Origin of the sequence: Pseudomonas sp. PAMC 29040, assembly GCF_003994535.1 — a bacterium.
In the GTDB taxonomy this organism is placed as follows: Bacteria; Pseudomonadota; Gammaproteobacteria; order Pseudomonadales; family Pseudomonadaceae; genus Aquipseudomonas; species Aquipseudomonas paraversuta.
On sequence record NZ_RZAA01000007.1, the window covers coordinates 205,924 to 232,759 of the forward strand.

23 protein-coding genes and 3 tRNA genes are annotated in these 26,836 nt (G+C 59.7%); 20 read left to right on the forward strand and 6 right to left on the reverse strand.

The features are described from left to right. The first annotated feature begins 2 nt into the window (after positions 1 to 2). The 19 genes from leuD (at position 3) to WG29040_RS15005 (ending at position 18,175) form a co-directional block, all read left to right on the forward strand. Complete coding sequence (gene leuD / locus WG29040_RS14915; protein WP_003446167.1) at positions 3 to 647, forward strand: 3-isopropylmalate dehydratase small subunit; 645 nt, start codon at positions 3 to 5, stop codon at positions 645 to 647. 88 nt (positions 648 to 735) lie between these two features. Further along, a complete protein-coding gene (locus WG29040_RS14920) occupies positions 736 to 1,503 on the forward strand; it encodes a class I SAM-dependent methyltransferase (RefSeq protein WP_127196444.1) in 768 nt (255 codons plus the stop codon). Between the two features lie 67 nt (positions 1,504 to 1,570). After that, positions 1,571 to 2,653: a 3-isopropylmalate dehydrogenase gene (gene leuB / locus WG29040_RS14925; RefSeq protein WP_003446163.1), complete on the forward strand. Its 1,083-nt coding sequence runs from the start codon at positions 1,571 to 1,573 to the stop codon at positions 2,651 to 2,653. A gap of 68 nt (positions 2,654 to 2,721) precedes the next feature. Beyond that, positions 2,722 to 3,834 (forward strand): aspartate-semialdehyde dehydrogenase, encoded by a 1,113-nt coding sequence (asd, locus tag WG29040_RS14930; protein ID WP_003446161.1) that lies wholly within the window; start codon positions 2,722 to 2,724, stop codon positions 3,832 to 3,834. A gap of 155 nt (positions 3,835 to 3,989) precedes the next feature. Beyond that, the gene (locus WG29040_RS14935) at positions 3,990 to 5,000 is read left to right on the forward strand and encodes an aspartate-semialdehyde dehydrogenase (RefSeq protein ID WP_127196445.1); all 1,011 of its coding nucleotides are present in this window, start codon (positions 3,990 to 3,992) and stop codon (positions 4,998 to 5,000) included. 85 nt (positions 5,001 to 5,085) lie between these two features. Next, on the forward strand, positions 5,086 to 7,446 hold the full coding sequence (locus WG29040_RS14940; RefSeq protein ID WP_127196446.1) for a FimV/HubP family polar landmark protein: 2,361 nt from the start codon (positions 5,086 to 5,088) through the stop codon (positions 7,444 to 7,446). 176 nt (positions 7,447 to 7,622) lie between these two features. Beyond that, a complete protein-coding gene (gene truA / locus WG29040_RS14945; RefSeq protein WP_003446150.1) occupies positions 7,623 to 8,447 on the forward strand; it encodes a tRNA pseudouridine(38-40) synthase TruA in 825 nt (274 codons plus the stop codon). 59 nt (positions 8,448 to 8,506) lie between these two features. Continuing rightward, entirely contained in the window at positions 8,507 to 9,130 is a 624-nt protein-coding gene (locus tag WG29040_RS14950; protein WP_003446148.1) for a phosphoribosylanthranilate isomerase, read from the forward strand. A gap of 271 nt (positions 9,131 to 9,401) precedes the next feature. Continuing rightward, the gene (gene accD / locus WG29040_RS14955) at positions 9,402 to 10,322 is read left to right on the forward strand and encodes an acetyl-CoA carboxylase, carboxyltransferase subunit beta (protein WP_003446146.1); all 921 of its coding nucleotides are present in this window, start codon (positions 9,402 to 9,404) and stop codon (positions 10,320 to 10,322) included. After that, positions 10,319 to 11,626, forward strand: coding sequence for a bifunctional tetrahydrofolate synthase/dihydrofolate synthase (gene folC / locus WG29040_RS14960; RefSeq protein WP_003446144.1), 1,308 nt, complete (start codon positions 10,319 to 10,321; stop codon positions 11,624 to 11,626). The genes accD and folC overlap by 4 nt, the downstream gene beginning before the upstream one ends. Further along, on the forward strand, positions 11,610 to 12,227 hold the full coding sequence (locus tag WG29040_RS14965; RefSeq protein ID WP_010656916.1) for an SPOR domain-containing protein: 618 nt from the start codon (positions 11,610 to 11,612) through the stop codon (positions 12,225 to 12,227). The genes folC and WG29040_RS14965 overlap by 17 nt, the downstream gene beginning before the upstream one ends. 106 nt (positions 12,228 to 12,333) lie before the next feature. Then, positions 12,334 to 12,891 (forward strand): CvpA family protein, encoded by a 558-nt coding sequence (locus WG29040_RS14970; protein WP_003446140.1) that lies wholly within the window; start codon positions 12,334 to 12,336, stop codon positions 12,889 to 12,891. Between the two features lie 41 nt (positions 12,892 to 12,932). Next, complete coding sequence (purF, locus tag WG29040_RS14975) at positions 12,933 to 14,438, forward strand: amidophosphoribosyltransferase (protein ID WP_003446138.1); 1,506 nt, start codon at positions 12,933 to 12,935, stop codon at positions 14,436 to 14,438. Positions 14,439 to 14,516: 78 nt separating this feature from the next. After that, positions 14,517 to 15,728 carry an O-succinylhomoserine sulfhydrylase gene (locus WG29040_RS14980; RefSeq protein ID WP_127196447.1) on the forward strand — a complete coding sequence of 404 codons (1,212 nt, stop codon included), beginning with the start codon at positions 14,517 to 14,519 and terminating at the stop codon, positions 15,726 to 15,728. 5 nt (positions 15,729 to 15,733) lie between these two features. Then, positions 15,734 to 16,504 (forward strand): SDR family oxidoreductase, encoded by a 771-nt coding sequence (locus WG29040_RS14985; RefSeq protein WP_165439751.1) that lies wholly within the window; start codon positions 15,734 to 15,736, stop codon positions 16,502 to 16,504. A gap of 112 nt (positions 16,505 to 16,616) precedes the next feature. Further along, positions 16,617 to 16,692, forward strand: a tRNA-Val gene (locus tag WG29040_RS14990). Between the two features lie 56 nt (positions 16,693 to 16,748). Then, positions 16,749 to 16,825, forward strand: a tRNA-Asp gene (locus WG29040_RS14995). A 102-nt stretch (positions 16,826 to 16,927) separates the two neighbouring features. After that, a tRNA-Asp gene (locus WG29040_RS15000) sits at positions 16,928 to 17,004 on the forward strand. A 316-nt stretch (positions 17,005 to 17,320) separates the two neighbouring features. Beyond that, positions 17,321 to 18,175 carry a DUF2242 domain-containing protein gene (locus WG29040_RS15005; RefSeq protein WP_003446132.1) on the forward strand — a complete coding sequence of 285 codons (855 nt, stop codon included), beginning with the start codon at positions 17,321 to 17,323 and terminating at the stop codon, positions 18,173 to 18,175. 255 nt (positions 18,176 to 18,430) lie between these two features. Here the strand turns inward: WG29040_RS15005 and WG29040_RS15010 are convergent, their stop codons facing one another. Continuing rightward, positions 18,431 to 19,471: an AraC family transcriptional regulator gene (locus tag WG29040_RS15010; RefSeq protein ID WP_003446128.1), complete on the reverse strand. Its 1,041-nt coding sequence runs from the start codon at positions 19,469 to 19,471 to the stop codon at positions 18,431 to 18,433. 4 nt (positions 19,472 to 19,475) lie between these two features. After that, positions 19,476 to 20,606 (reverse strand): carbon-nitrogen hydrolase family protein, encoded by a 1,131-nt coding sequence (locus WG29040_RS15015; protein WP_003446126.1) that lies wholly within the window; start codon positions 20,604 to 20,606, stop codon positions 19,476 to 19,478. Positions 20,607 to 20,816: 210 nt separating this feature from the next. Between WG29040_RS15015 and WG29040_RS15020 the strand changes: the two genes are divergently transcribed. Next, positions 20,817 to 22,853: an NADPH-dependent 2,4-dienoyl-CoA reductase gene (locus WG29040_RS15020; RefSeq protein ID WP_127196448.1), complete on the forward strand. Its 2,037-nt coding sequence runs from the start codon at positions 20,817 to 20,819 to the stop codon at positions 22,851 to 22,853. A gap of 363 nt (positions 22,854 to 23,216) precedes the next feature. On the opposite strand, the gene WG29040_RS15025 is transcribed toward WG29040_RS15020, so the two are convergent. From WG29040_RS15025 to WG29040_RS15040, 4 genes are all read right to left on the reverse strand, one after another. Further along, complete coding sequence (locus WG29040_RS15025; RefSeq protein WP_127196492.1) at positions 23,217 to 23,942, reverse strand: amino acid ABC transporter ATP-binding protein; 726 nt, start codon at positions 23,940 to 23,942, stop codon at positions 23,217 to 23,219. A gap of 79 nt (positions 23,943 to 24,021) precedes the next feature. Further along, positions 24,022 to 25,263: an FAD-binding oxidoreductase gene (locus tag WG29040_RS15030; RefSeq protein WP_003446121.1), complete on the reverse strand. Its 1,242-nt coding sequence runs from the start codon at positions 25,261 to 25,263 to the stop codon at positions 24,022 to 24,024. A gap of 48 nt (positions 25,264 to 25,311) precedes the next feature. After that, positions 25,312 to 26,022, reverse strand: a complete 711-nt coding sequence (locus tag WG29040_RS15035) for an ABC transporter permease (protein ID WP_003446120.1) — start codon at positions 26,020 to 26,022, stop codon at positions 25,312 to 25,314. Beyond that, the gene (locus WG29040_RS15040) at positions 26,019 to 26,738 is read right to left on the reverse strand and encodes an ABC transporter permease (protein WP_010656910.1); all 720 of its coding nucleotides are present in this window, start codon (positions 26,736 to 26,738) and stop codon (positions 26,019 to 26,021) included. Before WG29040_RS15040 ends, WG29040_RS15035 begins: the two co-directional genes overlap by 4 nt. Between the last annotated feature and the right edge of the window lie 98 nt (positions 26,739 to 26,836).

Here is a 26,836-nt window from a genome sequence, read left to right on the forward strand (position 1 = left end):
GCATGAAAGCTTTTACTCAGCACACCGGGCTTGTCGCTCCCTTGGATCGGGCCAACGTGGATACCGACCAGATCATTCCCAAGCAGTTTCTGAAATCCATCAAGCGCACCGGCTTTGGTCCGAACCTGTTTGACGAGTGGCGCTACCTGGATGTCGGGCAACCGTACCAGGACAACTCCCGGCGCCCGTTGAACAAGGACTTTGTGCTCAACGCCGAGCGTTATCAGGGTGCCAGCGTGTTGCTGGCCCGTGAAAACTTCGGCTGCGGCTCCAGCCGTGAGCACGCGCCCTGGGCGCTGGAAGAATACGGCTTTCGCAGCATCATCGCGCCGAGCTATGCCGATATCTTCTTCAATAACAGCTTCAAAAATGGCCTGTTGCCGATCATTTTGAGCGACGCCGAGGTCGATGAACTGTTTGCCCAGGTCGAGGCCGAGCCGGGTTATCAGCTCAGTATCGACCTTGAGGCGCAAACCGTGACGCGTCCGGATGGCAAGGTGCTGAAATTCGAGATCGATGCCTTCCGCAAGCATTGCCTGCTTAACGGCCTGGACGATATCGGCCTGACCTTGCAGGACGATGTGGCCATCGCCGCCTTTGAAAGCAAGCACCGTGCGAGCCAGCCCTGGTTGTTTCGCGACGCTTGAATCAGCTCGCTCCTACAGGAATCGCGTAATGCCGGCCCTGATCGCTGCTGCAGCGATCAGGGCAGCCCATCAAACAAGGGACTTCAACATGAGCAGCAGCGCCCGTCACAGTCAGGTTGTACAAAAGCAGTTCGGTGAACAGGCCTCGGCCTATCTGAGCAGTGCCGTGCATGCGCAAGGCACCGAGTTCGGCCTGCTACAGGCCGAGCTGTCCGGCAAGCAGGATGCCCGGGTACTGGATCTGGGCTGCGGTGCCGGTCATGTCAGCTTTCATGTGGCGGCGCTGGTTAACCAGGTGGTGGCCTACGACCTGTCGCAGCAAATGCTCGATGTCGTCAGCGCCGCCGCCCAGGATCGCGGGCTGGGCAATATCAGCACCCAGCGCGGTGCGGCGGAGCGTCTGCCGTTTGCCGATGGCGAGTTTGATTACGTGCTCAGCCGTTATTCCGCTCACCACTGGAGCGACCTGGGCCAGGCTTTGCGCGAAGTGCGGCGGGTGCTCAAACCCGGTGGCGTGGCGGCTTTTATCGACGTGATGTCGCCCGGTAGCCCGCTGTTCGATACTTATCTGCAAAGTGTCGAGGTGCTGCGCGATACCAGTCATGTGCGTGATTATTCTGCAGGCGAGTGGCTGCGCCAGGTCAGTGAGGCCGGTTTGCATACCCGCAGCACACAGCGTCAGCGTTTGCGTTTAGAGTTCGGCTCCTGGATTGAGCGCATGCGTACACCGGTGAGCATGAGCGTGGCCATTCGCGAGTTGCAGCAATCCATGGGCACTGAAGTGCGCGATTATTTTGAAATCGAACCTGATGGTTCGTTTAGTACCGACGTATTGGTTCTTTGGTGTGAAAAATAAAAGCACCAGACAATAAAAATTATGGATACCCCTCAGGGGGGATCAACTGACAGGTAGCGAGAGACCCATGAGCAAGCAGATTCTGATTCTTCCAGGTGACGGTATTGGTCCGGAAATCATGGCCCAGGCAGTAAAAGTACTGGAGCTGGCCAATGACAAGTTCCAGCTCGACTTCGAACTGACCCATGACGTGCTCGGCGGCGCAGCCATCGACAAGCACGGCGTACCCCTGGCGGATGAGACCCTGGAGCGCGCCCGTGCCGCCGACGCGGTGTTGCTGGGTGCCGTGGGTGGCCCTAAATGGGACAAGATCGAGCGTGATATCCGTCCTGAGCGCGGCCTGCTGAAAATCCGTGCGCAACTGGGTCTGTTCGGCAACCTGCGTCCGGCCATTCTTTACCCGCAACTGGCAGATGCCTCGAGCCTCAAGCCGGAAATCGTTGCCGGGCTGGATATTCTGATCGTTCGTGAATTGACCGGCGGCATTTACTTCGGCGCCCCCCGTGGCACCCGTGAGCTGGAAAACGGCGAGCGTCAGGCTTATGACACGCTGCCCTACAGCGAAAGCGAAATTCGCCGTATCGCCCGGGTCGGCTTCGACATGGCTCGTGTGCGCGGTAAAAAGCTGTGCTCGGTGGACAAGGCCAACGTGCTGGCTTCCAGCCAGTTGTGGCGCGAAGTGGTCGAGGAAGTGGCCAAGGACTACCCGGACGTCGAGCTGAGCCACATGTACGTCGACAACGCCGCGATGCAGCTGGTGCGTGCGCCCAAGCAGTTCGATGTGATCGTAACCGACAACCTGTTCGGCGATATCCTGTCGGACGAAGCGTCGATGCTGACCGGTTCCATCGGCATGCTGCCGTCGGCCTCCCTGGATGCCAACAACAAGGGCATGTACGAGCCATGCCACGGTTCGGCGCCGGACATCGCGGGGCAGGGCATTGCCAACCCGCTGGCAACCATTTTGTCGGTCTCGATGATGCTGCGTTACAGCTTCAATCAGACCGCCGCTGCCGATGCCATTGAACAGGCCGTGAGCCTGGTTCTGGACCAGGGCTTGCGTACCGGCGACATCTGGTCTGCGGGTTGCACCAGGGTCGGAACGCAGGAAATGGGCGATGCAGTAGTCGCGGCGCTACAGAATCTGTAATCTCTCTGGCCCGTTACTTCCTGTTGGTGGAAGTAACGACCCCACTTTTTGTTAAAGGTGTCGTTGTGATGAAGCGTGTAGGTCTGGTCGGTTGGCGCGGTATGGTTGGTTCTGTGCTCATGCAGCGGATGCTGGAAGAGCAGGATTTCGATCTTATTGAGCCGGTGTTTTTTACTACTTCCAATGTCGGTGGACAGGGTCCGTCTGTGGGCAAGGATATCGCCCCGCTCAAGGATGCTTACAACATTGAAGAGTTGAAAACCCTCGATGTAATCCTGACCTGCCAGGGCGGCGACTACACCACTGAGGTGTTCCCCAAGCTGCGTGAGGCAGGCTGGCAAGGTTACTGGATCGATGCAGCGTCGAGCCTGCGGATGCAGGATGACGCAGTGATCGTTCTGGACCCGGTCAACCGCCGGGTGATTGACCAGCAGCTGGATGCGGGCACCAAGAACTACATCGGCGGCAACTGCACTGTCAGCCTGATGCTGATGGGCCTGGGCGGCCTGTTTGAGGCCGGTCTGGTGGAGTGGATGAGCGCCATGACTTATCAGGCGGCATCCGGTGCCGGCGCGCAGAACATGCGCGAGCTGATCAAGCAAATGGGTTCGACCCACGCTGCTGTGGCCGATCAACTGGCCGATCCGGCCAGCGCCATCCTCGATATCGACCGTCGTGTCGCTGAAGCGATGCGCAGCGACGCGTACCCGACCGAGAACTTCGGCGTGCCATTGGCCGGTAGCTTGATCCCGTGGATCGACAAAGAGCTGCCAAACGGTCAAAGCCGCGAAGAGTGGAAGGCCCAGGCCGAAACCAACAAGATCCTGGGTCGCTTCAAGAACCCGGTTCCGGTGGATGGTATCTGCGTGCGTATCGGTGCAATGCGCTGTCACAGCCAGGCTTTGACCATCAAGCTGAACAAGGATGTGCCAATTGCCGACATCGAAGGTCTGATCAGCCAGCACAACCCTTGGGTCAAGCTGGTGCCCAATCATCGTGAAGACAGCATCCAGGAACTGAGCCCTACCCGGGTAACCGGTACCCTGAATGTGCCGGTTGGCCGTCTGCGCAAGCTGAACATGGGTTCGCAGTTCCTCGGTGCGTTCACCGTGGGCGACCAGTTGTTGTGGGGTGCGGCCGAGCCGTTGCGCCGCATGCTGCGGATTCTGCTGGAGCGTTAATCCGCCCTGGTTGCAGCCAGGCCCGCCTCTCGCAAGAGAGGCGGGCTTTTTAATGAGTGGCGCTTTTTACTGCCGCGCTGGCGGGCACTGTCCGTTGCCTGCAAAGGTTGCGCCCGGTACAGTGCCGCTCCCCACGTTTCGCCTGAGGTAGATGCATGAACCAGTCCTTTGATATCGCCGTCGTCGGCGCCACCGGCACTGTCGGCGAAACCATTGTGCAAATTCTCGAAGAGCGCAATTTTCCGGTCGCTGATTTGCATTTGCTGGCCAGCAGCGAGTCAGCCGGGCATTCGGTGCCTTTTCGGGGCAAAAACGTCCGAGTGCGTGAAGTCGATGAGTTTGACTTCAGCAAAGTGCAGCTGGTGTTTTTCGCTGCCGGCCCCGCCGTGACCCTGAGCTTTGCCGCCAAGGCCCGCGCTGGCGGGTGCGCGATTATTGATTTGTCGGGCGCATTGCCCGCGGCCCAGGCCCCGCAAGTGGTGCCCGAGGCCAATGCCCAAGTATTGGCCGGGTTGCCAAAGCCGCTGCAAATCAGCAGCCCGAGCCCGTCGGCAACCGCTCTTGCCGTAGTGTTGGCGCCCCTGCGCGGCTTGCTGGATATTCAGCGGGTCAACGTGACGGCATGTCTGGCAGTTTCTGCCCAAGGCCGTGAAGCGGTTTCCGAGCTGGCGCGTCAGACCACCGCACTACTGAATCTGCATCCGCTGGAGACCAGTTTTTTTGATCGCCAGATGGCGTTTAACCTCTTGGCGCAAGTGGGCAAGCCTGATGCACAAGGCCATGTACCACTGGAAAAACGCCTGGTAACGGAATTGCGTGAAGTGTTGGCTATGCCCGCGCTGAAAGTTTCGGTGACCTGCATTCAAGCTCCGGTATTTTTTGGCGATAGCTTCAGTGTTGCCGTGCAACTTGCCGGGCCGGTGGATCTGGATGCGGTGAATGCGGCGCTTGAAGCCGCTGAAGGTATCGAGCTGGTAGAGGCGGGCGACTATCCTACGGCGGTGGGCGATGCGGTAGGACAAGACGTGGTTTATGTCGGCCGGGTGCGCCATGCTGTAGACGACACTTCTGAACTTAATTTCTGGATGACGTCAGATAACGTAAGAAAAGGCGCCGCTTTGAATGCCGTGCAACTGGCTGAGTTGTTGATTAAAGATATTCTGTAAAAGATACTTGGCGTCAATTTCCAGCAGGGTTCCAGAAGCTATACAGGCCTCGGGGGACGAGGCCTGTACCAATAAGGAAGAGGCTATGCTTCAGGTTCGCAAATTAGTGTTAGCAATCGCCGCCGCTTCGGCGCTGTCATCCGGTATGGCGCAGGCGCTCGGGCTCGGAGAGCTGACCCTGAAGTCGACTCAGAACCAGCCTCTGCTGGCTGAAATCGAGTTGTTGGACGTCAAGGATCTGACCGCTGCTGAAGTGGTGCCGAGCCTGGCACCGCCTGACGAATTCACAAAGGCCGGGGTGCCGCGTCCGGCATTCCTGGATGATCTGCGTTTCACGCCGGTAATCAATGCCAACGGCAAAAGCGTGCTGCGCGTCACTTCCAGCCAGCCTTTGTCCGAGCCCTTCGTAAAGTTTCTGGTGCAGGTGATGTGGCCAAGCGGCCGCTTGCTGCGGGACTACAGCGTATTGCTGGACCCGGCCAAGTTCTCTCCTCAAACCGCTGCGGCTGCCTCTGGCGCGCCTGCAAATGCAGGTCAATACACCACCACGTCCCGTGACACCCTGTGGGAAATCGCGGCCAAGGCGCGCAATGGCGGCTCGGTCCAGCAGACCATGCTGGCGATTCAGGCGCTCAACCCTGATGCCTTTATCAACGGCAACATCAATCGGCTCAAGACCGGTCAGGTATTGCGCATGCCGGATGCCGCGCAAAGTGTCCAGCTGTCCCAAGGCAAGGCCATCAATGAAGTCGCTTCCCAGAATGCCGACTGGCGTAATGGGCGTCGTACCACGCCATTGGCCCAGCAGCTGGATGCGACCGGTCGGCAGCCGGTTGCGGCTACCAGTCCTGCCAAGGCTGGCGGTAGTGACAGCCTGAGCCTGGTTGCGGCGAGCGCTGCCGATGGCAAGGGTGCAGTTGGCGATGCCAAAAATATCAGCGACAAGCTGGCGACGACCCAGGAAGGTCTGGATTCGGCCCGGCGTGAAAATGCCGAGCTGCAAAGCCGGATGCAGGATTTGCAAAGCCAGCTGGACAAGCTGCAACGCTTGATCGAGTTGAAAAACAATCAATTGGCCAAGCTGCAGGCTGACAGTTCGGCGCCAGTCGATCCGGCAGCGGCGATAGCGGTCCCGCTGCCGGGGCAGGCTGTGGACGCTCCGGAAGCTGACATCGCGCCGGCAGATGAAGGTGCGCCGGCGACGGCGGTGCCGCCAGCTCCGGCGCAGGACGATAGTGCCACTCCGCGTGCAGAGCGCAGCATCCAGGACTTGTTGCACAGCCCTTGGCTGCTGGGTCTGGTCGGTGGCGCGGCGGTCTTGTTGTTGCTGCTTGCGCTGCTGCTGGTGCGTCGCCGTAAAGCCCTGCAGGCGGCGCAAAGGCATGCGCGGATGGCCCGTGAGCTTGAGGAAGAGGCCGAGTTCCCATCTGATCTGGACATGCCGCAAAGCAGCTTCGAAGGGCTTGAAGTTCCACCGCCGAGCGTCAAGCTCGAAGCGGCGCCAGCTGCGGCACCAGCTGCGGCAGCACTGGTGGTACCTCCGGTTGCGCCAGTGGTGGTTGCCCAGGCGCTGGTCAGCCCGCAGGCCGATGCATTGGTCCAGGCTGAACAGTTGATTGAGCAGCGTCAGCTCAAAGAGGCCGAGCAACTGCTGGCAGGTGCAATCGAGCAAGAGCCGCAACGCAGTGATCTGCGACTCAAGTTGATGCAGGTCTATGGTGAACTGGGCGAGCGTGATGCCTTTATTGCCCAGGAGCGGCAGCTGATTGCCAACGGCAAGAATCATTCTGAGGTTGAACAGCTCAAGCATCGCTATCCGGCCATGGCACTGGCAGCCGGTATCGCCACGGCTGCGGTTGCTGCGCAATTACAGGCGCAGTTTGTCACAGAGATGATGCGCGATGATCGCGAAGTGGAGCCTGAGCCACAGGCCAGGCCGGCCGTTGACGAGTTCGATCAGGACTTTGATCTGAGTCTGGATGACCTTGAAGCGGCGTCGCCTGCCGAGTTGCCGCCCGAGAAGAAATCCGGTGACGAGCAGAGCTTTGAAGATGTGCTCAAGCAGCAGGCTGAGACGTCGGGTAGCGACATGTCCGACTTCGATCTGGACCTGCCGCCTGATTTCGATTTGTCCCTGGCTGACGAACCGGTTGCGCCGGCCGCTGAGCCGGACAGCTTTGCGCTTGAGCTGGACAAGGTCAATGCGGAGTTGCAGCGCTTGTCCGAAAGCCTTGAGCAGCCATCGATAGTCCCGTCCTTTGCCGACGAACCCGAGTTTGACTTCTTGTCGGGCGCCGATGAAACGGCGACCAAGCTTGATCTGGCCCAGGCGTATATCGATATGGGTGATGACGAGGGTGCGCGGGATATCCTGACCGAAGTTGTCGAGGAGGGTAACCCGGAGCAGCAGGCTGAAGCCCTGGAGCTGTTGTCGCGCTTGCCTTGATCTGCTGTCACCTGTGGGGGCCGGCTTGCCGGCCCTTGATCTGTTAACCCGATGCTGATTTATCTCCGCCATGATTTGTTTCGTGGCGTCTTTGCGGGTGCGCCTTATAATGGCCGACTTTGCGTTTACGAGCAGGCTGTAGCACCTTGGCAAATATAGATAACCCGGCAGCCGAAATGGCCGCCGAAGGCTTTTCCCGAATCGCGCTGGGCGTTGAATACAAAGGCTCGCGCTATAGCGGCTGGCAACGTCAGGCCAGTGGTGTGCTGACGGTCCAGGAAACCCTGGAAAATGCCTTGTCGAAAGTCGCCGCATCTCCGGTTTCATTGCTTTGTGCGGGCCGCACTGATGCGGGTGTACACGCCTGCGGGCAAGTGGTGCACTTTGACACCATGGCCGAGCGCTCCCTGAAAGCCTGGGTCATGGGCGCCAACATCAACTTGCCCCATGACATCAGTGTCAGCTGGGCCAAGGTCATGCCGGCGCATTTTCATGCACGCTTCAAAGCCATCGCCCGGCGTTACCGCTACGTGATCTACAACGATCAGATTCGCCCTGCGCACCTGAATCAGGAAATTACCTGGAACCATCGCCCGCTGGATGTCGAGCGGATGGCCGAGGCCGCGCGCTACCTGTTGGGCGTGCACGACTTCAGCGCTTTTCGTGCGGGTCAGTGCCAGGCCAAATCGCCGGTCAAGGAAATGCATCACCTGCGCGTGACACGTCATGGACAGATGATTGTGCTGGATATTCGCGCCAGTGCTTTTTTGCATCACATGGTGCGCAACATCGCCGGGGTGCTAATGACTATCGGCACTGGCGAGCGGCCGGTGGAATGGATGAAGGAAGTGCTGGAGAGCCGGGTCCGTCGTTCCGGTGGCGTAACAGCGCATCCCTATGGCCTGTATCTGGTGCAAGTTGAATATCACGATGAGTTCCAATTGCCGCAACGTTACATCGGTCCACATTTCTTGACCGGTTTTACCGAACTGGACGGCTGACGCCCGGATGAGCATTTGTTACCATCCGGGGCTTTCGCGTTTCTTGAGGTGTATTCGACATGTCAGCCGTTCGCAGCAAGATCTGCGGTATTACCTGCATAGATGATGCACTGGCAGCTGTTAGTGCCGGGGCTGACGCCATCGGCTTTGTGTTCTACGCAAAAAGTCCGCGGTCAGTAACGGCGCAGCAGGCGCGCGCGATCATTGCCGCCTTGCCGCCTTTTGTGACCACGGTCGGGTTGTTCGTCAATGCCACGGCCTGTGAGCTGAACGAAACACTTGATGCCGTACCGCTGGACTTGCTGCAGTTTCACGGCGATGAAACCCCTGAGCAGTGCGAGGGCTACCACCGTCCCTATATCAAGGCGTTGCGGGTAAAGGCGGGTGATGACATCGCTGGCGCCTGCAAGGCGTATGCCGGTGCCAGCGGTATTTTGCTGGATGCCTACGTTGAAGGGGTGCCCGGGGGAACCGGCCAGGCCTTTGACTGGTCATTGATACCGCAGGATTTGAGCAAACCGATTATCCTCGCAGGCGGCTTGTCTGCCGAGAACGTGGCCCGGGCCATTACTCAGGTGCGGCCGTATGCCGTTGATGTGAGTGGCGGGGTGGAAAAGAGCAAGGGCATCAAGGATCACGACAGGATTCGGGCCTTCATGCAGGCAGTACGGGCAACAAACTGATGCCCGATGTGACGGTTGGCAGTCTGCCACCGTCCATCATTACCGCTGTATAAAGCAGGCGGGCCCGGTGGTTCGACGGGCAGAAATTAAACTGGCGGCCGCTCTGGGGCGTGTTGTCGGGAAGGCTGAGGGTCCGGGGGTTACGCTGGTTTGCCATGTGCTGACCGCTTCTCCCCGGTAATCATCGCCGCATACCTAATGAATTTAGCTCAAGGGCATACACGGGGCCTGAACCCAAGCGTTCTGGCCACCGGTACTGGAGAAAGAAAGCATGAGCAACTGGTTGGTAGACAAGCTGATTCCTTCGATCATGCGTTCCGAGGTCAAAAAGAGCTCGGTACCTGAAGGCCTGTGGCACAAATGCCCGTCTTGCGACGCTGTGCTTTATCGTCCGGAGCTGGAAAAGACCCTGGACGTTTGCCCCAAATGTAATCACCACATGCGCATCGGCGCACGTGCCCGCATCAATATCTTCCTGGATGTCGATGGTCGTAACGAACTGGGCGCCGATCTGGAGCCTGTAGACCGTCTGAAATTCCGTGACAGCAAGAAGTACAAGGACCGTCTGGTCGGTGCGCAAAAGCAGACCGGCGAAAAAGATGCCCTGATCTCCGTGAGTGGCACCTTGCTGGGCATGCCGGTGGTAGTGTCTGCGTTTGAGTTCTCCTTCATGGGCGGCTCGATGGGCGCCATCGTTGGCGAGCGTTTTGTACGTGCCGCCAACTATGCGCTGGAAAACCGCTGCCCGATGGTCTGCTTCGCAGCCTCCGGTGGTGCGCGGATGCAGGAAGCCCTGATCTCCCTGATGCAAATGGCCAAGACCTCTGCGGTACTGGCGCGTCTGCGCGAAGAAGGCATTCCGTTTATCTCGGTCTTGACCGATCCGGTCTATGGCGGCGTTTCGGCCAGCCTGGCGATGCTCGGCGATGTAATCGTGGCTGAGCCTAAAGCCCTTATCGGCTTTGCCGGCCCGCGTGTAATCGAGCAGACCGTTCGTGAAAAACTGCCAGAAGGCTTCCAGCGCAGCGAGTTCCTGCTGGAGCACGGTGCAATCGACTTGATCATTGCCCGCCAGGAACTGCGCCCGCGTCTGGGTAACCTGCTGGCACAAATGATGGGCCTGCCTACGCCTGTGTTCGTGGCGCCGCCTGTTGAAGCAATCGTTGTTCCGCCGGTACCTGCAAACATATGACTGAGCGCACCCTTGGCGAGTGGCTCGCCTATCTTGAACAGCTGCATCCATCTGCCATCGACATGGGCCTGGATCGCGCGCGCGAGGTAACGAACCGCATGGGCCTGCAAAAGCCCGCGCCTCGGGTGGTGACGGTTACTGGCACCAACGGCAAGGGTTCGACCTGTGCGTTTGTAGCGTCCTTGCTGCGGGCGCAAGGTCTGAAAGTGGGGGTTTATAACTCTCCTCATCTGCTGCGCTACAACGAGCGTGTGCAGATCGACGGCGCCGAGGTCTCGGACGAGCAGCTTTGCGAGGCCTTCAGCGCTTTGGAAGCTGGCCGGGGCCAGACTTCACTGACCTATTTCGAGATGGGCACGCTGGCGGCTTTCTGGCTGTTCGAGCGTGCGCAACTTGACGCCGTGGTGCTGGAAGTCGGTCTGGGCGGGCGACTGGATGCGGTCAATCTGGTAGATGCCGACCTGGCACTGGTCACCAGTATCGGTGTGGATCACGTGGAATACCTTGGTAATACCCGTGAATCCGTGGCTTACGAAAAAGCCGGCATTTTTCGCCCGGGCAAGCCTGCTCTTTGTGGCGACTTGAACCCGCCTCAACCCTTGCTCGACAAGGCTGCAGAGTTGGGTTGCCCGCTGTTTGTACGTGGTCGTGACTTTGACCTGGCCACTGCTGACAGCGTCTGGCACTGGCAGGGCCGGGATGCGGCAGGGCAGGTGGTGGAGTTACGCGACTTGCCGCTGCTGGATTTGCCGATGGAAAACGCGGCGCTGGCGTTGCAGGCTTATGCATTGACAGGTCTGCCGTGGCAGCCTGAACGAATTATTGAAGCGTTACAGGGTACGCAAGTGACCGGTCGGCTGGATCGTCGGCAGTTCAACTGGCACGGAAAAACCTTGAATATGCTGCTTGATGTGGGCCATAACCCCCATGCAGCGGAGTATCTGGTCAAGCGTCTGCAGCAGCGTCCGATAGCGGGCAGGCGTCTGGCGGTATTCGGCCTGCTGGCCGACAAGGACCTGGATGGCGTAGTGTCACAGCTCGCGCCAGTGGTCGCACATTGGGCGGTAGCACCGCTGAATACCGGGCGGACCCGGCCGGCGGCTGAGCTTCAGGGCTCGCTGCAGGATCTGGGGGCTCGGGTCTCGGTTTTCGCCAGTGTCGAGGCGGCACTTGAGGCACAGTGCGAGCAGGCCACCGGGCAAGACGAAATCCTGTTGTTCGGATCATTTTATTGCGTCGCTGAAGCGCTCGAGTGGTTGCAGCGGCGTGCCACGGAGGAGGCTGCAAATGGCTTTGCTGGATAAGGTATACAAGCAGCGGATGGTGGGCGCCCTGGTACTGGTGGCGCTGGCCGTGATCTTCTTGCCGATGCTGTTCTCGCGCGAAGATGAGCAGCGCCAGATTCAGGTCGATGCGCCGACTGCTCCCCAGATGCCGGTCATGCCCGAGGTCAAGGTAGAGCCGGTTGCGGTGCCCGAGCCGCAGGTAATCGCTGAAGAGCCTGCACCGCCTGAGCAGGAAGTCGTCACGCAGCAGGCACCGGCAGCTGCGGTGGCAAAACCTGTGGTTGCGGCGCCAAAACCACCGGCTGTCACGCCGGCTCAAACGGTTGCGCAGGCACCTGCCAAGCTCGATACCACGCAAAAACGTCTCGATCCTAACGGCTTGCCCATTAGCTGGTCGGTGCAACTGGTCAGTCTGTCCAATCGTGCAAGCGCTGATAACCTGCAGAAAACCCTTAGAAATCAAGGTTATAACGCTTATGTCCGATCTTCGGGCGGGATGAATCGGGTTTTTGTCGGTCCATTGCTTGAGCGTGCAGAGGCCGATCGCCTGCGCGATCTGCTCGGCAAGCAGCAAAATCTCAAGGGTTTTGTGGTGCGCTTTCAGCCTGAGCGTGGCTGAGTCGGTAAAAAGGTGTCACCTGATTGCCAAAGCACTGATAAATCGCCTTACCTGAGCGGCGGCGCTCTGCTAAAATGCGCCGCCTTATCTGTCCGTAGGCTGAACTGTGCCATTTACCTGGGTTGACTGGGCGATCGTTGCAATTATCGCCATCTCCGCTTTGATCAGCTTGAAGCGCGGCTTCGTTAAAGAGGCCCTGTCGCTGTGCACCTGGATCATTGCCGGGGTCGTCGCCTGGATGTTCGGCGGTTCACTGTCTCAATACCTCACCGGTTATATCGAAACACCTTCCGCCCGCGTTATCGTTGGGTGCACCATCATGTTTGTCGCCACCTTGCTGGTAGGCGCAATGATCAATTTTCTTATCGGCGAACTGATTCGCGTCACCGGACTGTCCGGGACCGATCGTTTTCTTGGCATGGCCTTCGGCGCTGCGCGTGGCGCGTTGCTGGTGGTTGTGGCGGTCGGGCTGTTAAGCCTGGGGCCGGTACAGCAAGACTCATGGTGGCAGGGGTCAAGGCTCGTGCCACAATTTCTATTGGTTGCCGATTGGTCGAAAAATCTCATTTTGGGGTGGAGTAGCCAGTGGTTGGCCAGCGGTATCAGCGTTCCTGCTGATATTCCGTTCAAGGAGCATCTCTTGCCGGCCAATCTGGCCAGGTAAGCGGTGTTCAGTTCAGATCCATTAAGTAGGGGTTGCGTCGCATGTGTGGCATCGTCGGTATCGTCGGTAAGTCGAACGTCAATCAGGCGCTGTATGACGCGCTAACCGTCCTCCAGCACCGCGGCCAGGATGCTGCCGGTATTGTGACCAGTCATGAAGGCCGGTTATTCCTGCGCAAGGACAACGGGCTGGTTCGCGATGTATTTCATCAGCGACACATGCAGCGTCTGGTCGGGCACATGGGCATTGGCCATGTGCGCTATCCAACTGCAGGCAGCTCGACTTCAGCTGAAGCCCAGCCGTTTTATGTCAACTCGCCATACGGCATTACCCTGGCGCATAACGGCAACCTGACCAACGTTGAACAACTGGCCAAGGAGATTTACGAATCTGACCTGCGCCACGTCAACACCAATTCCGATTCGGAAGTGCTGCTTAACGTATTTGCCCATGAGCTGGCTCAGCGTGGCAAATTGCAGCCAACCGAAGAAGACGTGTTTGCAGCGGTCACAGACGTACACAACCGCTGCCGCGGTGGTTACGCCGTGGTTGCGATGATTACCGGCTACGGTATCGTCGGTTTCCGTGATCCGAATGCCATTCGTCCTATCGTCTTCGGTCAGCGTCATACCGACGAAGGCGTCGAGTACATGATCGCTTCCGAAAGCGTGTCCCTGGACGTGCTGGGCTTCACCCTGATCCGTGACCTGGCGCCGGGCGAAGCGGTTTACATCACCAATGACGGCCAGCTGCACACCCGTCAGTGTGCTGTTAACCCGCAACTGACTCCGTGCATCTTCGAGCACGTGTACCTGGCGCGTCCCGATTCGATCATCGATGGCATTTCGGTATACAAGGCCCGTCTGCGCATGGGCGAGAAGCTCGCCGAGAAGATCCTGCGCGAACGCCCGGATCACGATATCGATGTGGTCATCCCGATTCCGGACACCAGCCGTTGCGCTGCGCTGGAACTGGCTAACCACCTGGGCGTCAAGTTCCGCGAAGGCTTCGTCAAGAACCGTTACATCGGCCGTACCTTCATCATGCCGGGCCAGGCTGCGCGTAAAAAGTCCGTGCGCCAGAAGCTCAACGCCATCGAACTTGAGTTCCGCGGCAAGAACGTGATGCTGGTGGATGACTCGATCGTGCGCGGTACCACCTGCAAGCAGATCATTCAGATGGCCCGCGAAGCCGGCGCGAAAAATGTTTACTTCTGCTCGGCAGCTCCGGCTGTGCGCTACCCGAACGTGTATGGCATCGACATGCCAAGCGCTCACGAACTGATCGCGCACAATCGCAGCACCCAGGAAGTGGCCGAGCTGATCGGCGCCGACTGGCTGATCTATCAGGACCTGCCTGACCTGATCGAAGCGGTGGGTGGTGGCAAAATCAAGATCGACAAGTTTGATTGCGCAGTGTTCGACGGCAAGTACGTCACTGGCGATATCGATGACAACTATCTGGAGAGAATCGAGCGTGCGCGCAACGATGCTTCCAAGGTGGTTGCTCAAGGTGTCGGTGCAACGATAGGCTTGTACAACAACTAAGTGTTCACCAAACCGGCCCTGATGGGCCGGTTTGCGTTTCTCCAATACAAAGCAAATACACAGCAAGGAGTGGGCAGCATGAGTCAGGATTGGGATGCGGGACGGCTGGATAGCGACCTCGAGGGCGTAGCGTTCGATACCTTGGCTGTGCGTGCTGGCCAGCACCGTACGCCGGAAGGCGAGCACGGTGATGCGATGTTCCTGACTTCCAGCTACGTGTTCCGCACCGCCGCAGATGCAGCAGCCAGGTTCTCGGGCGAGGTGGCGGGCAACGTCTATTCGCGTTACACCAACCCCACGGTGCGAGCATTCGAAGAGCGCATGGCGGCCCTCGAAGGGGCGGAGCAGGCCGTGGCGACAGCGACCGGCATGGCGGCAATTTTGTCAGTGGTCATGAGTCTGTGCAGTGCCGGCGATCATATTCTGGTCTCGCGCAGCGTGTTCGGCTCAACCATCAGCCTGTTCGAGAAATACTTCAAACGCTTCGGCGTGCAGGTCGACTATGTACCGCTGGCTGAACTGGCTGGCTGGGACGCGGCGATCAAGCCCAACACCCGATTGCTGTTTGTTGAGTCGCCTTCCAATCCGCTGGCCGAGCTGGTGGATATTGCGGCTCTGGCAGAGATTGCCCACGCCAAGGGCGCGATGCTGGTGGTCGACAACTGCTTCTGCACGCCTGCCTTGCAGCAGCCGCTCAAGCTGGGTGCCGACATTGTTGTGCATTCGGCCACCAAATTCATCGACGGCCAGGGTCGTTGCATGGGCGGGGTGGTTGCCGGTCGCAGTGAGCAGATGAAAGAAGTCGTAGGCTTCCTGCGTACTGCAGGGCCGACCCTGAGCCCGTTCAACGCCTGGATTTTCCTCAAGGGGCTGGAAACCTTGAATCTGCGCATGCGTGCCCACTGTGCCAGTGCCCAGGTCCTGGCTGAGTGGCTGGAGCAGCAGGACGGGATTGAGAAGGTCCACTATGCCGGTCTCAAAAGCCACCCGCAGCATGCCTTGGCCCAGCGTCAGCAGCGCGGTTTTGGCGCGGTGGTGAGTTTTGAAGTCCGGGGCGGCAAAGAGGGCGCATGGCGCTTTATCGATGCCACGCGCCTGATTTCAATCACCGCCAACCTGGGGGACAGCAAGACCACCATCACCCATCCGTCCACCACCTCCCATGGCCGGTTGGCGCCGCAGGAGCGTGCAGCTGCCGGCATTCACGACAGTCTGATCCGCATCGCCGTGGGCCTGGAAGATGTCACCGACCTGCAAGCAGATCTGGCGCGAGGCCTGGCCGCACTGTGAACGATATGATCCTTGAGGTACCTGTTGCCGGTAATGGCCGTGTGGCGCTGGTAACCGGCGCTGCGCGGGGCATTGGCCTGGGGATCGCCGCGTGGCTGGTCAGTGAAGGCTGGCAGGTAGTGCTGACCGACATCGACCGTGCACGGGGCTCTAAAGTGGCCAGGGTGCTGGGTGAAAATGCCTGGTTCGTGACCATGGATGTGTCGGTCGAGGCCGATGTCATCGGTTGCGTGGCCCAGGTATTGGGGCAGTTCGGACGTCTGGACGCGCTGGTGAGTAACGCGGCAATTGCCGACCCGCACAACATGACCCTGGAAAGCCTCGATCTGGAGCACTGGAACCGTGTGCTGGCGGTCAACCTCACCGGTCCCATGCTCCTGGCCAAACACTGCGCGCCTTACTTGCGTGCGCATTGTGGCTCGATCGTTAATCTGGCTTCCACCCGTGCCCGTCAATCCGAGCCCGATACCGAGGCTTACGTGGCGAGCAAGGGCGGTCTGCTGGCATTGACCCATGCGCTGGCCATCAGCCTCGGGCCGGAGATCAGGGTCAACGCGGTCAGCCCGGGCTGGATTGACGCCCGGGACCCCTCTGTGAGGCGTGCGCAGCCGCTCACCGATACGGATCACGCCCAGCACCCGGCAGGGCGTGCAGGCACCGTGGAAGACGTTGCGTCCATGGTTGCGTGGCTGCTGTCGCGCAATGCCGGATTTGTGACGGGGCAGGAGTTTGTGGTCGACGGCGGCATGAGCAAGAAAATGGTTTACGGGGAATAAAGCAGTCCGCGGGAGCGAGGTTCGGGTTTTTTGCTTATTTTGAAAAAAACTCAACCTTGTCCTTGACTTAGGTTCAATACCTGCGTAAATTTCGCGGCCTCAACGAAGCAAAGGGTGATTAGCTCAGCTGGGAGAGCATCTGCCTTACAAGCAGAGGGTCGGCGGTTCGATCCCGTCATCACCCACCACTTCTTGAGTTTCTCGAAAGAGAAAGGTGGTTCTGAAAAGAACAACCAACCGACGCGCAGCGGTAGTTCAGTCGGTTAGAATACCGGCCTGTCACGCCGGGGGTCGCGGGTTCGAGTCCCGTCCGCTGCGCCATATTTGTACAGGTCAGGTTTTCCTGGCTTGGGCTTGAAAAGCACCGAAGCTTTTCAGTCACAGGTTTTAAAAGTTTCAAACGGACGCAAGTCCGAGCGATACGCAGCGGTAGTTCAGTCGGTTAGAATACCGGCCTGTCACGCCGGGGGTCGCGGGTTCGAGTCCCGTCCGCTGCGCCATATTTGCTCCAGAGCCCTTGAACTCTCTGGAGCTACAAAGAAAGCGACCTTAGGGTCGCTTTTTTTGTGCCCGGATTTCTTCATGACCCTGCGTGCTCCGTAGTCGCTGCCGTAGGCTGCGAAGGGCGGTGAAGCGACCCCTTTGCATGTCTCAATGACAAGGGAAGGCCCTGCGGCCCTGGGCGCAGCCTTTGGCAGCGACTACAGGTTTGGGCGGTTTCAGCCTTGCTGCGCAAATGTGATCGAATCAAACTGCGCGCAAAAAATGCCAACTGATGCACAATACGTCCCGTCACCGTTCTCTTCAGGATCTTTAATGCTTAAGTCATTCCCCTTGCGCGCTTTGGTTGCCGTCCTTTTGCTGGCCGGACTCGCAGGTTGCTCGTCGAAGAAAACAGCCATCTACGAGCATGAGAACTTCGATGATTCGGGAACGTTTTCGCGTAATTATCCGGTGACCGATAAAGCCTCGTGCGAAGCTGCACGACGCGCCTTGCTCAGCCAGGGCTACATCATCACCAGTAACGATGCAAAAATGATCAGTGGCCACAAGAGCTTCCAGCAAACCGGCGAAAGTCATCTGGAGATCAGCTTTAACGTGGTCTGCGCAGACGACGGCGGCTCGGAGCATCACGCCACCATGTTTGCCAACGCCCTGCAGGACCGTTACGCACTGAAGAAGGTCAACAACTCGGCCAGCCTCGGGGTGGGGGTGCTGGGTTCGGTGTCGATGCCGATTGGCTCCTCCGATGACTCGATGGTGAAAGTGGCCAGCGAAACCGTGTCTTCGCCCCAGTTCTATGATCGCTTTTTCGCGCTGGTGGAAGTGTTCCTGCCCAAGGAAGTGAAAAAGGCTGCGCATATTCCGGAAAAGCCCAAGACCGATCTGGGTGTACCTGAAGTTGTCCCGGCCAAGGTCGAGGCGGCCCCCAAGCCGGCTGCGCCAGTCGAGGTGCCTGCGGCTGCCGAGCCTGCCAGCTTGCAACCGCCAGTGGAGAGCGCCCCGGTGCTGCCGGCAGAAGTCGTGCCTGCTCCGGCGCCGGTCGAACCGCCAGCCACACCGCCGGCCACACCTTCGGCGCCTGAAAAAGCCGCCGCACCCGCAGTGCCTGCGCCGGAACCGGCGATCACCCCTCTACCCGTTGTGCCAGAGGCGCTGCCGGCACAATAAGCGTGCAGTAATTTCCATGAACTCTGCTACGTTTAAAAAGTCAGTGAAGTCGAGTGCTCGCAAGGTGTCATTTTTCCTTCATGGGAGCGCTTTAAACTCACTTTCAGCGCCCCTCAGGCATGACTTGAACCAATAGAACGAAAAGGGATGTGGCAATGGACGACTATCAGGAAGAGTTGCTTGAGTATCAGGCTTTTGAGCTGGACCCGCTGGAACCTGCGGACGACGCAACCGAGCTTTAGGCTCTGAACCGCCTCATGCAGTGTTGCGCTGGCGACGACGGAACTCTCCCGGAGTCTGCGCGTTCCAGCGCTTGAACGCCCTCTGAAAGGCCTCTGCCGAGGCAAACCCCAACAAGTAGGCAATCTCGCCAAAGGCCAGTTCCGTATCGCGGATATAGGTCATGGCGAGGTCACGCCGCGTATCGTTGAGAATCGCCCGGAATTGCGTGCCTTCTTCTGCCAGCTTGCGGCGTAAGGTCCAGGTTGGCAGCTTGAGGCGTACCGCCACTTCCTCCAGATCGGGTTCGCGCCCGCCATTGAGCAAAGGCCCCAGCATTTGTGTAATCCGCTCGCGCAGGCTGCGGGTTCGGGTCAATTGCTCCAGTTCGCGCTCGCACAGTTGCAGCAAGAATGCCCAGGTCGTGGGGCAGTGCTGCGGGTTACGCAGATCCAGACTGGCGTGGTTCAGCCGCAGTTGGTTGGTCTCGGCCCGAAAGCTCACCGAGGTATGGCTCAGGATGGCGTAGCGCTCGGCATACTCCGGCTCGCTGAACTCGATATCGATGTGCTCACCCAGCAAAGGCCGGGCCGCAACAGATGACAGCTGCTGCAGCCAGCCAGCAATGATCGAGTCCACCACAAACCGGTTGTAGGCGTTATACGGGCTGATGGAATAAAAGCGCAGCCAGGCGCCCTGAGCGTCTTCGTGCAGGCTCGACTGGCCGCGATAGTTGGAGGCATACAGGGCTTCAAAGCGAATCAGCGTGCGTGCCGCTTCCCGTACCGTGGGTGCCTGGGCTGCGGTTACACCGGCCAGACCGGTCTGGGGCAGCCTGCTCATCTGACCCATGCGCAAACCCAGGGCCGGGTCGCCGGTCAAGGCAATCGCGGCGTGCCCCAGGCGCATGTAGCGCGGGATCGACAGTCGCGCCAGCGGTTGCCCGAGGCGGGCCGGATCGAGTCCGTATTGAGCGAGCAAAGGCAGAGGGTCGTGACCATAACTGCGCACCGCGTCGGCCAGGCATTCAACAAACCCGACTGAAAGATCCCCCAGACGCATCGGCAGCGGTTTCACAGGTTTACAGCCACAGGTTCAGCAAGCGGGCACCGCTGCCGGGCTGGTCCGGGCTGGTTTGCCCGTTACGGCTGACAAACCCCCAGCCGACGCTGTGCTTGTCCCAGAATTTGCCACGGGAGAACACCGTGATGCCGGCTTCGGCTGTACTGCTGGGGACGCTGCTGATCAGCGTCAGCCGGTGCCAGGCTTCGCCTTCGCTGACTTCTCCGGGCTTTAGGCTGATTTCACTGGGGCTCGTGACACTTTTAAAGCCGCCCCAGGGTTGATCCCAGGTGTTTTTACCAATCATGAACGCGGGGACAGCGATCAGTTGCGCCCCTTGCTCGTTCAATGTGCGGTAGTTCTCGGGATACCAGCTGTCGCTGCCGACCAGAATGCCCAGGCGACCGGCCGGTGTGTCGATCACGTTCAATTGGTGTTCAGGGCTTGGCTGGATATAGCTTTGTTCTTCGTAAGTGGGGAGTAACTGGCGTTGCGGCGTACCCAGGGGCATACCGTCCCGGCCAAACACAATGCTGCTGTTGTACAGCGGGCCTGAGCCGGGCAGCAGTTTGCCGTTCTCGATGCGTGGCTCGGGCAAGGCGATGCTGCCGGCCACCAGGGTCACCCCGTATTCTTTGGCCAGCCCGCCAAACAGGGTCTGGTAATCGCGGGCCATGCTCCTGGCTTTCATTCGCAGATGAGCATCGTTGGCCCGGCTGTCGCCCTCGGCGCGAAGCCAGGCACTGGCGAAGGCCAGCGGGTTGCTCCGTACCAGCCAGTCCATGGCCTGCGCAAGATTGGCCGCCTGATACAGCTCATTCTTTTCGCCGCGAAACACCAGCCAGGTGCCGATGTGTTCCGGCAGCACGACGATGGTCTTGTCGTTGAGCAGTCCGGCATCCCGGGCTTTGTCCAGATACGCCGCAAGCTTGAGGCGCACCAGATCCAGGCTTTGGTAGTCCCGGGGTGACAGGTCCGGCTCGATACCCAGCAGATTGCCACGGTCGTGGTTGACGCCGTCGTTGAGGGTCAGCTCGATGCGCAGGTCCGAGAGGTAGTGGCCCACCTCGCGTTGCTGGGCCCAGAACCAGTAGCCGGCGGTAGCGGCGATGAGGGTGACGATTAAGGTGCAGGCAAATAATTTACGCATTGGAAATAGAGCAACAGCCTTGGGCGGGATTCGGCAACTAGGGTAGGGTGCTGGTCCCGGCTTGCCAAGGGGGGCTGCGCATTTAGGTTAGCAATTTGTCACTTTGAGTCATTGAGTGACCCCGCAGGTATCTTTACTGTGGCTGGCATAAACGACGGGAGCCACAGAGCATCCCGCGTTCCGTGATTTATCCTGTTGTGGAGCTCGCCGATGACTGCCTCTCACTACCCGCATTTGATGGCCCCGCTGGATCTGGGTTTTACCACCTTGCGCAACCGCAGCCTGATGGGCTCCATGCACACCGGCCTTGAAGAAAAACCCGGTGGCTTTGAGCGCATGGCGGCCTATTTTGCCGAGCGTGCCAAAGGCGGGGTCGGCTTGATGGTCACGGGCGGCATTGCCCCCAACGACGAAGGCGGCGTGTACAGTGGCGCGGCCAAGCTGAGTACCGCCGAAGAGGCAGAAAAGCATTTGGTGGTGACCCGGGCGGTGCACGATGCGGGCGGCAAGATCTGCCTGCAGATCCTCCATGCCGGGCGTTATGCCTACAGCCCCCGTCAGGTGGCTCCGAGCGCAATCAAGGCGCCGATCAACCCGTTCACCCCCAAAGAACTGGATGAAGAAGGCATCGAGAAGCAGATCAGCGACTTCGTGACCTGCGCCAGGCTGGCTCAAAGCGCCGACTATGACGGCGTTGAAATCATGGGTTCCGAAGGCTACTTCATCAACCAGTTCCTCGCCGCGCACACCAACCATCGCACCGACCGCTGGGGCGGTTGCTATGAAAACCGCATGCGTTTGGCGGTGGAAATCGTGCGCCGGGTGCGCGAAGCGGTGGGGCCGAACTTCATCATTATCTATCGCCTGTCGATGCTCGATCTGGTTGCTGAAGGCAGTGTCTGGTCCGAGATCGTGCAACTGGCCAAGGCTGTCGAACAGGCCGGTGCGACCTTGATCAACACCGGAATTGGCTGGCACGAAGCGCGCATTCCGACCATTGCCACCAAAGTGCCCCGTGGTGCCTTCAGCAAAGTGACCGCCAAGTTGCGTGGTTCGGTCAACGTGCCGCTGATTACCACCAACCGCATCAACACTCCGGAAATTGCCGAACAGATTCTGGCTGACGGCGACGCCGACATCGTGTCCATGGCGCGACCGTTCCTCGCCGACCCCGAGTTCGTCAACAAGGCTGCTGCTGGCCGCAGCGATGAAATCAACACCTGCATCGGCTGCAACCAGGCGTGCCTGGACCACACCTTTGGCGGCAAGCTCACCAGCTGCCTGGTCAACCCCCGAGCCTGTCACGAAACCGAGCTCAACTACCTGCCAACCATTGCGGTGAAGAAAATCGCCGTGGTCGGTGCCGGGCCTGCGGGGCTTTCGGCAGCGACCGTGGCTGCCGAGCGCGGGCATCAAGTGACACTGTTCGATTCGGCCAGCGAGATTGGTGGCCAGTTCAACGTGGCCAAGCGTGTACCGGGCAAGGAAGAATTCTTCGAAACCCTGCGCTACTTCGGTCGCAAGCTGCAGACCACCGGGGTTGAGGTTTGCCTGAACACTCGTGTCGACGTAGCGCAATTACTGGCAGGCGGTTTTGACGAAATCATACTGGCTACCGGGATTGCTCCGCGCACCCCGGCCATACCGGGCATCGACAACCCCAAGGTACTGAGCTACCTGGATGTGATTCTTCAGCGCAAGCCGGTGGGCGCCAGGGTTGCCGTGATCGGCGCCGGTGGCATTGGTTTTGACGTGTCCGAGTTCCTGGTGCAACAAGGGGTTGCCACCAGTCTGGATCGCGAAGCGTTCTGGAAAGAGTGGGGCATCGATACCCGGCTGGAGGCCCGGGGCGGCGTTGCGGGGATCAAGCCCGAGGTGCATGCCCCGGCGCGTCAGGTGTTTCTGCTGCAACGCAAGGCGAGCAAAGTGGGCGACGGTCTGGGCAAGACCACCGGCTGGATTCACCGCACCGGCCTGAAGAACAAACAGGTGCAAATGCTCAACAGCGTTGAATACCTGAGCATCGACAACGACGGTTTGCATATCCGGATTGGCGAAGGCGAGCCCCAAGTGCTGCCGGTGGACAACATCGTCATCTGCGCCGGTCAGGACCCGTTACGCGAGCTGCAGGACGGCCTGATTGCCGCCGGGCAGAACGTGCATTTGATTGGTGGTGCCGATGTTGCGGCCGAGCTGGATGCCAAGCGCGCCATCAACCAGGGCTCGCGTCTGGCCGCACAGCTGTAGGGTAGGAGCGAGCTTGCCTCGCACTGACATCGCTGCGGTGCATCTGAATGAGCGGGTCGTCGGTATCGCGAGGCAAGCTCGCTCCTACAGCGGGAGCGGGTTCACTTTATGTGCTGTCAGCTGGCTTGCTCGCGAGCGTTGCAACGCACAGGGCTCGCGTCTGGCCGCACAGCTGTAGGGTAGGAGCGAGCTTGCCTCGCGATGACATCGCTGCGGTGCATCTGAATGAGCAGGTTGTCGGTATCGCGAGGCAAGCTCGCTCCTACAGCGGGAGCGGGCCCGCTTTATGTGCTGTCAGCTGGCTTGCTCGCGAGCGTTGCAACGCACAGGGCTCGCTCCCACAGAAGAACAGGCAATTGTCTGTCAGTGCACTATCTGTGCAAGAAAGGCTTTGGCCCGCGGGCTTTTCGGGGCGTTGAAGAAGTCTTCGGGCGGTGAATCTTCGATGATCATGCCGCCATCCAGAAACAGCACCCGCTCGGCCACCTGGCGGGCAAAGCCCATTTCGTGGGTGACACAGAGCATGGTCATGCCGCTGCCCGCCAGTTTGACCATCACATCCAGCACTTCGCTGACCATTTCCGGGTCCAGCGCCGAAGTCGGTTCATCAAACAACATGATTTTCGGCTCCATGCACAGTGCCCGGGCAATCGCTACGCGCTGCTGCTGGCCGCCCGACAGCTGGCTCGGGTATTTGTTGGCCTGAATGGCAATGCCCACCTTCTCCAGAAAGTGCTGCGCCAGTTCAACCGCCTTCTTGCGCGACAGGCCGCGCACCGACATCGGCGCCAGAATGCAGTTGTCCAGCACACTCATGTGCGGGAACAGGTTGAAGTGCTGGAACACCATGCCGATTTCGCTGCGCACCTGGGCGGCTTCGCGCGTGGCCTGGGACAGGTCGGTGCTGTTCACCAGAATCCGCCCTTGCTCGGCGATCTCCAGGCGGTTGATGCAGCGGATCAGGGTCGACTTGCCCGAACCCGATGGCCCGCACAGTACGATCCGCTCGCCTTCGTGCACTTTAAGGTCGATGCCTTTGAGTACATGAAAGGCGCTGTAGTACTTGTTCAGACCGGCGATATCCACCACCACCTTGCGGGTGTCAGTGACTGGCGACACAGGATTATGAACGTAAGCAGGTTGAGCGTGCATGGTGCGTCTCCAGTGATCAGTTAAAGCGCTCGGCGCTGTAGGGCGTCGGGTCGGTGAACGGGGTCTGGCCGGTCATCATCTCTGCCAGCAGGCGGCCGCTGACCGGGCCCAGTGTCAGGCCGTGGTGGGCATGGCCAAAGTTGAACCACAAACCTTTATGCCGGCTGCCGGGACCAATCACCGGGCACATGTCCGGCAGGCAGGGGCGGCGGCCGAGCCAGGGTTCGGCGTCCACCCGCTGACCCAGCGGATACAGGCGTTGGGCACGCTCTTCGCAACGGCGTAGCTGGATTTCGTTGATCGGGTCATCACTGTCTGCAAATTCGATCCCTGTGGTCAGGCGAATACCACCCACCATGGGGGCCAGGACATAACCGCCCACCGAGTCGAGAATCGGATGCTGCATGGTGTGGCCGTCCTTGGCGGCGTAATGCATGTGGTAGCCGCGCTTGATCGCCAGGGGAATCCGGTAGCCCAGCGGCTGGAAAATTTCCCGGGCTTGCGGTCCGAGTGCAATCACCACTTCATTGCCGATGATCAGGCCTTTGTTGCTCTCGACCTGCCATTGCCCGGCCGTTTGCCGCAGGCTGGTGGCATCGCCGGTCACAAAGGTGCCGCCGCGCTTGATAAAGAGTTCGGCATAGCCCCGGGTCAGGCCGCCCGGATCGCTGACGGTCTTGGGGTCGAGCCAGTGAATGCCACCGATCACATCGGTATGCAGGCCGGGTTCCAGCGCGTGCACCTGTTGCTGGTCCAGTACCCGATAGTTGAGCTTGAACTCGCTCAAATCGGCGGCATCACGCTGGGCCTTGGCGAAGTCGTCCGCGGTGCGGTAAACCTCGATCCAGCCGCTGTCCTGGATCAGATGACCCATGCCCGCCGGCTCGGCCAGCAGATCATGTTCGCTGACACATTGTTCAATCAGCGGCAGCATGGCCCGGGTGGCATGGGCCAGCCCCTTGCTGCCCGACTGCTGCCAGTATTTCATCAGCCACGGCCCGGCTTTGGGCAGGTGTCTGAGGCTGTAGCGCACGTCCGATTGCTGATTGAGGCCATAGCGCAGCAGGCGGGTGATTTCCCGCGGGAACGAGTAAGGGATAACACTGGCGCGCTCGATCAGCCCGGCGTTGCCATGACTGGTGCCGCTACCCGGTTGGGCGCGGTCGAGCAGCACCACGCTGCGCCCGCGTGCCTGGAGTTGCAACGCGGTACTGACGCCGACGATGCCGGCCCCCAGAACGATAGTGTCGCAATGCATAAACAAATCCTTGAGACGAGGGCCGTATTTGCAGCCCGAAAAATGGGTTTACTGCAAATGCCGTCCGAGACGGCCTTCGATGAATTTCAGGCTTCGGCGCACGATTTCCACGATCACCAGGTACAGCACGGCGGCCCAGAGATAGACCTGGAAGTCGAAACTGCGGGAGAACACCATCTTGGTGACCCCCATCAAGTCGTAAATGGTGACCAGCGAGGCGATGGCACTGGCCTTGATCATCAGGATCAATTCATTGCCCAGCGGGCCGATGGCCACCAGCAGCGATTGCGGCAGGATGATTTTGCGAAAGGTGGTCCAGCGCGACAGGTTCAGTGCCTTGCTGGCTTCACGCTGGCCCTGGGCTACCGACAGAATGCTGCCGCGCAGAATCTCGGCCTGATAGGCCGCTGTGTTCAGGGTGAAGGCCAGCAGGGTGCAGAACCAGGCATCGCGGAAAAACCACCACAGGCCGACGTCTTGCCAGAAACCCTTGAACGATCCCAGGCCGTAATACAGCAGGAACAGCTGTGCCAGCAGCGGTGAACCGCGAAAGAAGTACACATAGGCGCCGGTAAAACTGCGCAGGAAGCGGTTGCCGGACAAGCGGCCCAGAGCAATCAGCAGGCCGAGCACCGCGCCCAGGGTGAAGGAAATCGCCACCAGCTTGGTGGTCACCAGCAGCCCGTCGATAAAGCGCGGGCCGTAGCGTTCCAGCAGCTCGGGGCTGAGAAACATGTTTTGCAGTTCCGCCAGGCTCATGGCTGCACGCTCCGTATATGGCGGTTGAAGTGGCGCTCAAGAAAGGCAAACAGACGCCCGGAAATCGCCGAGAAAAACAGGTAGATGAAGCAGGCCACGGTGTAAAACAGCATCGGGTCCTTGGTGACGCTGACCGCCAGGTTGGTCTGGCGCATCAGGTCCACCAGGGCGATGGTCGACACCAGGGACGTGTCCTTAAGCAGCGACAGCCAGTTGTTCGACAGGCCGGGCAGGGCGATGCGCGCCAGTTGTGGCAGCACCACTTTGCGAAAGGTGGTGAACTTCGACAGGCCCAGCGCCGAGGCCGCTTCGAATTGGCCCTTGGGAATGGTCTTGAATGCCCCTAGCCAGATCTCGCTGGAAAACGCGGCAAATACCAGGCTGAACGCAATCATCGCCGCGACAAAGGTATTGATCGTGAACTGTGCGTCGTAGCCCATCAGGGCGAGGATCTTTTGCGCGGCGATCTGGCAGCCGTAATAAATGATCAGCAGCGTCAGCAGTTCCGGCAGGCCACGGAATACCGTAGAGAAGGTTGTTGCCCAGGCCCGCATCCAGCGATTTTTGGAACGGGCCGCCACGGCCACGATCAGGCCCAGCGGTAAACCGATGGGCAGGCAGCTCAGGGCCAAGGCAATGGTGACCAGCGAGCCGGCAAGCAGCGCCGAGCCCCAGCCGCCACTGGCGAAGGAAAGAAGTGAGAGTTGATCGAGCATGCTCGAATCCCCGGGCAAAAAAAGGGCCGAAATTCAGCCGCCGCGCACGCCAGGTGCGCAGGGCCGGGTCATTGGCAGGGAGGCCCTCAACCGAGGGC